General features: G+C 73.5%; 6 protein-coding genes and 1 pseudogene. 5 read left to right on the top strand and 2 right to left on the bottom strand.

The window, feature by feature from the left end:
* Together CCL05_RS32125 and CCL05_RS32120 are read right to left on the bottom strand one after the other, a co-directional pair.
* Window positions 1-641 (bottom strand): Vgb family protein (locus tag CCL05_RS32125; protein WP_086564195.1); only part of this gene is annotated, 641 nt, incomplete at its 3' end.
* 83 nt (window positions 642-724) lie between these two features.
* Window positions 725-1,513, bottom strand: coding sequence for a polysaccharide deacetylase family protein (locus CCL05_RS32120; protein WP_425275956.1), 789 nt, complete (start codon window positions 1,511-1,513; stop codon window positions 725-727).
* Window positions 1,514-1,618: 105 nt separating this feature from the next.
* Between CCL05_RS32120 and CCL05_RS32115 the strand changes: the two genes are divergently transcribed.
* The 5 genes and pseudogenes from CCL05_RS32115 to CCL05_RS32095 all read left to right on the top strand — a co-directional run.
* The gene (locus tag CCL05_RS32115; RefSeq protein ID WP_086564194.1) at window positions 1,619-2,581 is read left to right on the top strand and encodes an NAD-dependent epimerase/dehydratase family protein; all 963 of its coding nucleotides are present in this window, start codon (window positions 1,619-1,621) and stop codon (window positions 2,579-2,581) included.
* Window positions 2,582-2,726: 145 nt separating this feature from the next.
* A complete protein-coding gene (locus CCL05_RS32110) occupies window positions 2,727-4,370 on the top strand; it encodes a carbamoyltransferase family protein (RefSeq protein ID WP_086564193.1) in 1,644 nt (547 codons plus the stop codon).
* The gene (locus CCL05_RS32105; RefSeq protein WP_086564192.1) at window positions 4,367-5,365 is read left to right on the top strand and encodes a glycosyltransferase family 2 protein; all 999 of its coding nucleotides are present in this window, start codon (window positions 4,367-4,369) and stop codon (window positions 5,363-5,365) included. Before CCL05_RS32110 ends, CCL05_RS32105 begins: the two co-directional genes overlap by 4 nt.
* A complete protein-coding gene (locus CCL05_RS32100) occupies window positions 5,362-5,961 on the top strand; it encodes a D-glycero-alpha-D-manno-heptose-1,7-bisphosphate 7-phosphatase (protein ID WP_086564191.1) in 600 nt (199 codons plus the stop codon). Before CCL05_RS32105 ends, CCL05_RS32100 begins: the two co-directional genes overlap by 4 nt.
* Window positions 5,958-6,392: pseudogene (locus CCL05_RS32095) on the top strand (glycosyltransferase family 9 protein); the annotation flags it as partial. The gene CCL05_RS32100 and the pseudogene CCL05_RS32095, both read left to right, overlap by 4 nt.

The following is a 6,392-nucleotide window of genomic DNA, read 5'->3' as shown; positions in this document are numbered from 1 at the left end:
GGGGAGGCCCTGCCGATCCGGCCGGCCGCGATCTCGACGAACCACAGGTCGGTGCCGTCGCTGGTGATGCCGACGGGGGCGGCGTCGGGGGTGGGCAGCGGGTACAGGCGGATGTCGCCGGAGACGGTGATGCGGCCGATGGCGTTGGCCTGGTTGAGCGTGAACCACAGGGCGCCGTCCGGGCCCGGGGTGATCGCCGAGGGGAACGCGCCCGTCACCGGGAGGGCGAACTCGGCGATCTCCCCGTCGGTCGTCAGACGGCCGATGCGGTCCGTGTTCATCTGCGTGAACCAGAGCGCGCCGTCCGGGCCCGCCGTGATGCCGTAGGGGCCGCAGTCGGGAGTCGGCAAGGGGAACGATTCCGTCTCGCCGTCGACCGTGACACGGCCGATCCTGTGGTCCGCCAAGCGGGTGAACCACAGGGCCCCGTCCGGCCCGGGCGTGATGACCGTGGGGCGGCAGGACGGCGAGTCCAGCGCGTACTGCGTGAGCTCGCCGTCCAGGGTGAGACGCCCGATCCGGCCACTGTGGACGAAGGTGAGCCACAGCGCCCCGTCCGGCCCGGCCGTGATGCCGTACGGCCCGGCGTCCCGGTCCGCCACGGCGAACTCCTGGACGACCGGAGTGTCAGAGTGCGACAACGGTGCTCCTCTCCGCGCCCTCGCACCCTCCCCGCGCGCGACGGCGGCCGCAACCCCTTTTTTCCCGCCGGGGCGTCCGCTCCCTACCGGTACACCTTCCCCGGCTCGGCCTTCCCGGGCGCCAGTAACTGCGGCACCGTCACGAACACGTACCCCCGTTCCTTGAGCGCGTCGATGATCCCCGGCACCGCCGGCACCGTGCCGTCGTAGATGTCGTGCAGCAGGATGATCCCGTCCCGGGAGGCCTGGGCGAGGACGCGGCGGGTGATCAGGTCCGGGTCGGTCGTCGTGTAGTCCTTCGCCGTCACGCTCCACAGCACCTCGGCGAGGCCCAGTTCGCGGCAGATCTCGTGGACGGTGTCGTCGGTGCGGCCCTGCGGCGGGCGCATCAGGGTCGGGGGCTGTCCGGTGAGACGTGCTATCTCCTGGTTGGGGCGTTCGAGCTCCTCGCGTATCTCCTCGGGTCTGAGCCGGGTCAGGATCCTGTGGTCCCAGGTGTGGCTGGCCACCTCGTGGCCCTCGTCCGCCATCCGCCGCACCAGCTCCGGGTACGTCTCGATGTGCCGCTTCCCGAGGAGGAAGAAGGTCGCCGGGACCTGCTTCTCCTTCAGGATGTCCAGCAGGCGTGCGGAGTGCTCGCTCGGCCCCGCGTCGAAGGTGAGCGCGACGCACTTCACCTCACGGCAGTCGACGGTGCCGAAGCGCGCTGCCCGGACGTCCGTCGCCGCCTGTGCGCGGACGGCGCTGGGAGCCGTGGTGTCGAGTCCTGAGCAGCCGCTCAGGGTCAGTGTCAGGGCGGCGGTGGCCGCGAGCGTTCCGAGCGTTCGGAACGCGGTCCCCGTTTTCTTCATCTTCTTGGTCAGAGAAGGCATGCCGGGACTATACACATGGTGTATACGCCCAGTTTATAGTGTTCCGGCTCCTCGCCTGGTTACTCGCGCTGACGCGCAAGTGAAAGCCAGTGGGAGGAGAGTCCCGTGAGCGGAGATGCCTGGCGCCGGGCCCTGGTGACCGGTGGTGCCGGATTCGTGGGGTCCCATCTGTGCGCGCGGCTGCTCGACGCCGGCACGGAGGTGGTGTGCCTGGACAACCTGGCCACCGGCTCCCGCGCGAACGTGGCCGACCTGGAGCAGCGGCCCGGCTTCCGCTTCGTGCGCGGTGACGCCACCGACCCGGCGGCCTGGCGGGCGCTTCCCGGCCGGTTCGGCCTCGTCCTGCACTTCGCCTGCCCGGCCTCGCCCGCCGACTATCTGCGGCTGCCGCTGGAGACCCTCGACGTCGGCAGCACCGGCACCCGCCTCGCACTGGAACGGGCCCACGCCGACGGCGCCCGCCTCGTGCTCGCCTCCACGTCCGAGGTGTACGGCGACCCGCTGGAGCACCCACAGCGCGAGACGTACTGGGGCAACGTCAACCCGATCGGGCCGCGCAGCGTCTACGACGAGTCCAAGCGGTTCGCGGAAGCTCTGGTCACCGCCCATCGCCAGGCGTGCGGCACCGACGCCGCCATCGTCCGCATCTTCAACACCTACGGCCCCCGCATGCGCACCGGCGACGGCCGCGCCGTCCCCACCTTCATCGCGCAGGCCCTGGACGGCATGCCCCTGACCGTCGCCGGCGACGGCGGGCAGACGCGCTCGCTGGCTTACGTCGACGACACCGTGGACGGTGTCCTCGCGCTGGCCGCCTCGGCCGAGACCGGGCCCGTGAACATCGGCGGCGGCGACGAGATCACGATGCTGGACCTGGCCCGCCGGATCGTGGAGATCACCGGCTCCGCCTCCCGCATCCGGTTCGTGGACCGCCCCGTCGACGACCCGGCCCGGCGCCGTCCCGACACCCGGCTGGCCCGCGAGCGGCTCGGCTGGCGGCCCCGCGTCGGCTGGAGTGAGGGACTCGAACGGACTATTGGCTGGTTCTCACGCTCCGTGGCTGCCTGAGTGCGATTACGGCGTGATTTCTTAGTGTTGCATAAGGTGAAAAATCCGGCTATCGGGCGGTGAGTTGTCTCCAACTGTTTGAGACAGCTGCGGTGCGGCACTCGCCGAGACACCGGAGTACGCCACACAGCTCGGGACGGAGCACATGCGCATCCTTGGTATCAACGCCCTGTTCCACGACCCAGCCGCAGCTCTGGTCGTCGACGGCCACACGGTGGCGGCCGCCGAGGAGGAGCGCTTCAGCCGGCGCAAGCACGGCAAGCGCCCGGTGCCGTTCTCCGCGTGGGAGCTGCCCGAGCTGTCCGCCCGCTGGTGCCTGGAGCAGGCGGGCCTGCGCCCCGGGGACCTGGACGCCGTCACCTACTCCTTCGACCCGAAACTCGCCCGGCCCGCCCGCGACATGGGCCTGAACGACCCCTGGGACCCACTGCGCCTGGAGTACGCGCGCCGCGCCCCCGAGTTCCTCGCCGAGGCCCTGCCCGGCCTCGACCCCGAGCGGGTCGTCTTCGTCCCCCACCACGTGGCGCACGCCGCCTCCGCCGGGCCCGCCTCCCCGCACCCGGACAGCGCCGTCCTCGTCCTGGACGGCCGCGGCGAGGCCGCCTCCCACCTGGCCGGCCGCTACCGTGACGGCAAGCTCGACACCCTCGCCACGCAGGCGCTGCCCGACTCCCTCGGCCTGGTCTACGAGGACCTCACCGAACACCTCGGGTTCCTGCGCAGCAGCGACGAGTACAAGGTGATGGCCCTCGCCTCCTACGGCACCCCGCGCTTCCTGCCGCAACTGCGCCAGTACGTCCACCCCACCGGCCACGGCGGCTTCCGCGCCCACGGCGTCGACTGGGCCGCCTTCGCCCCGCCCCGCGCCAAGGGCGAACCCTGGAACCAGGACCACGCCGACCTCGCCGCGAGCACCCAGGCCGTCCTCGAAGAGGTCCTGCTGGAGCTCGTGCACTGGCTGCACCGCGAGGCCGGGGGCGAGGCACTCACGATGGCCGGGGGCGTCGCCCTCAACTGCGTCGCCAACTCGAAGATCGTGGCCAAGGGCCCGTACCGGGACGTGTGGGTGCAGCCCGCGGCCGGCGACGCCGGCACCGCGCTCGGCGGTGCGCTGCACCTCGCCGAGCAGCCCGGGCCCATGCCCGGCGCCGACCTCGGCCGCGGCTGGAGCGACGACGAACTGCGCGCCTGGCTCGACACGGCGGCGATCCCCTACGAGAAGCCCGACGACATCGCCGAGACCGTCGCCGAGGAACTGGCCCGGGACGGTGTCGTCGCCTGGTTCCAGGGCCGCAGCGAGTACGGGCCGCGCGCCCTCGGGCACCGCTCCCTGCTCGCCCACCCCGGCCGCGCCGAGAACCTGGAACGCCTCAACCACGTCAAGGGCCGCGAGGAGTTCCGGCCCGTCGCCCCGATGGTCCTCGCCGACCGCGCCGCCGACCTGTTCTCCGGCGGCCCGCTGCCCAGCCCGTACATGCTCTTCGTGCACGACGTCGCCCAGGAATGGCGCGACCGCATCCCGGCCGTCGTGCACGTCGACGGCACCGCCCGCATCCAGACGGTCGAGGAACGGCGCGAACCCCTGGTGGCGCGGATGCTGAGTGCCTTCGAGCGGCGCACCGGACTGCCCGTCGTCGTCAACACCAGCCTCAACACCGCCGGCCGGCCCATGGTCGACGACCCGCGCGACGCCCTGGAGTGCTTCGGCTCCGCGCCCGTCGACCTGCTGGCCATCGGCCCGTACGCGGTCCGCCGGGGTCGGGCGTTCGACGCAGGGAGGGCGGCATGACCTCGTACGCCGTCGTCGTCCCCACCCTCGTGCGGGACACCCTCGCCGACTGTCTCGCCGCGCTCGCCGCCGCGACCGGGCCGCGCCCCGAACAGATCGTCCTCGTCGACGACCGGCCCGACCCCGAACCCGGAGCGCTGGAGCACCCGTTGAGCGTCCTCGGCGACCTGCGGGAACGCACCACCGTGCTCACCGGCGGCGGACGCGGGCCCGCCGCCGCACGCAACACCGGGCTGCGGGCCGTGACCGCGCCGTGGACCGTGTTCCTCGACGACGACGTCCAGGTCGGGCCCCACTGGGCCGGTCAACTGGCCGAGGACCTCGCCGAGGTGACGCCCGACATCGCCGGGGTCCAGGGCGACATCACCGTCCCGCTGCCCGGCGAACGCCGCCCCACCGACTGGGAACGCGGCACCGCGGGACTCGCCCGCGCCCACTGGATCACCGCCGACATGGCCTACCGCACCGACGCCCTCAAGCAGGTCGGCGGCTTCGACGAACGCTTCCGGCGTGCCTTCCGCGAGGACGCCGACCTCGCGCTGCGCGTCCTCGACGCGGGCTGGCGCATCCGGCAGGGCCGCCGCACCACCCGCCATCCCGTGCGCCCCGCCTCCCGCTGGGTGTCCGTGCGCCAGCAGCGCGGCAACGCCGACGACGCCCTCATGCGGCAGCTGCACGGACCCGACTGGTGGAACAAGGCGGTCGCCCCGCGCGGCCGGATCCGCAAGCACGCGGCGATCACCACCGCGGGCGTCGCCGCGTGCGCCCTCGCCGCCACCGGACACGGCCGCGCCGCCGCGGCCTGCGCGCTCGGCTGGGCGGCCGGCACCGCGGAGTTCGCCCGGGCCCGCATCGCGCCCGGCCCGCGCACCCGCGAGGAGGTGACGACCATGCTGGCGACCAGCGTGCTCATCCCGCCCGCCGCGACCTGGCACCGGCTGACCGGCGCCCTGCGCCACCGCCACGCCCCCTCCTGGCAGGAGGTGGCCCGATGAGCCCGGTCAAGGCCGTGCTGTTCGACCGCGACGGCACACTCGTCCACGACGTCCCCTACAACGCCGACCCCGACCGCGTACGCCCCGTCGAGGGCGCCCGCGAGGCGCTCGCCCTGCTGCGCGCACGCGGCATCCGCACCGGCGTCGTCACCAACCAGTCCGGCGTCGCGCGCGGGCTGCTCACCGACGCCGACGTCCGCCGCGTCAACCACCGCGTCGACGAACTCCTCGGCCCCTTCGAGGTGTTCGCCGTCTGCCCGCACGGCCCCGACGACGGCTGCCACTGCCGCAAACCCCAGCCCGGCATGGTGCTGTGGGCGGCCGGGCGGATCTGCACCCAGCCCGCCGACCTCGTCGTCATCGGCGACATCGGCGCCGACGTGGAGGCCGCCCGCCGCGCTGGGGCCCACGGCATCCTCGTCCCCACCGCGCAGACCCGGCCCGAGGAGATCGCGGACGCGGGCCATGTCGCCCCGGACCTGCTGACCGCCGTCCGGGCCGTCCTGGACGGACCGCCCAAGGGCCGCGTCCTCGTCGACGAACGCCCGATCCAGGAGGCCTACACGGCCGCCCCGAGGCAGGGGAGGGACGCGTGAAGGCACTCGTCGCCCGTCTCGACAGCTTCGGCGACGTCCTGCTCGCCGGACCCGCGATCCGCGCGGTCGCCGCCCGCGCCGACACCGTCACCCTGCTGTGCGGACCGCGCGGCGCGCCCGCCGCCCGGCTGCTCCCGGGCGTCGACGACGTCCTCGTGTGGGACGCGCCCTGGGTGGGCTTCACGCCCCCGCCCGTCGGCCGCGGCGAGGTCGAGCTGCTCCTCGACACCATCGACGCCGACTCCGCCCTGGTCCTGACGTCGTTCCACCAGTCCCCGCTGCCGACCGCCCTGCTGCTGCGCCTGGCCGGCGTGGACTTCATCGCAGCCGACAGCGAGGACTACCCCGGCTCCCTCCTCGACGTACGCCACCACCGCGCCCCGCACGCCCACGAAGTGGAGGCCGCGCTCGACCTCGCCGAGGCCGCCGGG

The sequence above is a fragment of the Streptomyces africanus genome, assembly GCF_002150735.1.
Taxonomy (GTDB): Bacteria; Actinomycetota; Actinomycetes; order Streptomycetales; family Streptomycetaceae; genus Streptomyces; species Streptomyces africanus.
Note: the sequence above shows the minus strand (reverse complement) of the source record. Positions and strands in the feature narration are given on the sequence as shown.

What these genes read in the sequence shown, in the direction of transcription:
- CCL05_RS32120 (WP_425275956.1), bottom strand. Translation starts at nt 1,513, where the DNA reads ATGCCTTCTCTGACCAAGAAGATGAAGAAAACGGGGACCGCGTTCCGA.
- CCL05_RS32110 (WP_086564193.1), top strand. Translation starts at nt 2,727, where the DNA reads ATGCGCATCCTTGGTATCAACGCCCTGTTCCACGACCCAGCCGCAGCT.
- CCL05_RS32105 (WP_086564192.1), top strand. Translation starts at nt 4,367, where the DNA reads ATGACCTCGTACGCCGTCGTCGTCCCCACCCTCGTGCGGGACACCCTC.
- CCL05_RS32100 (WP_086564191.1), top strand. Translation starts at nt 5,362, where the DNA reads ATGAGCCCGGTCAAGGCCGTGCTGTTCGACCGCGACGGCACACTCGTC.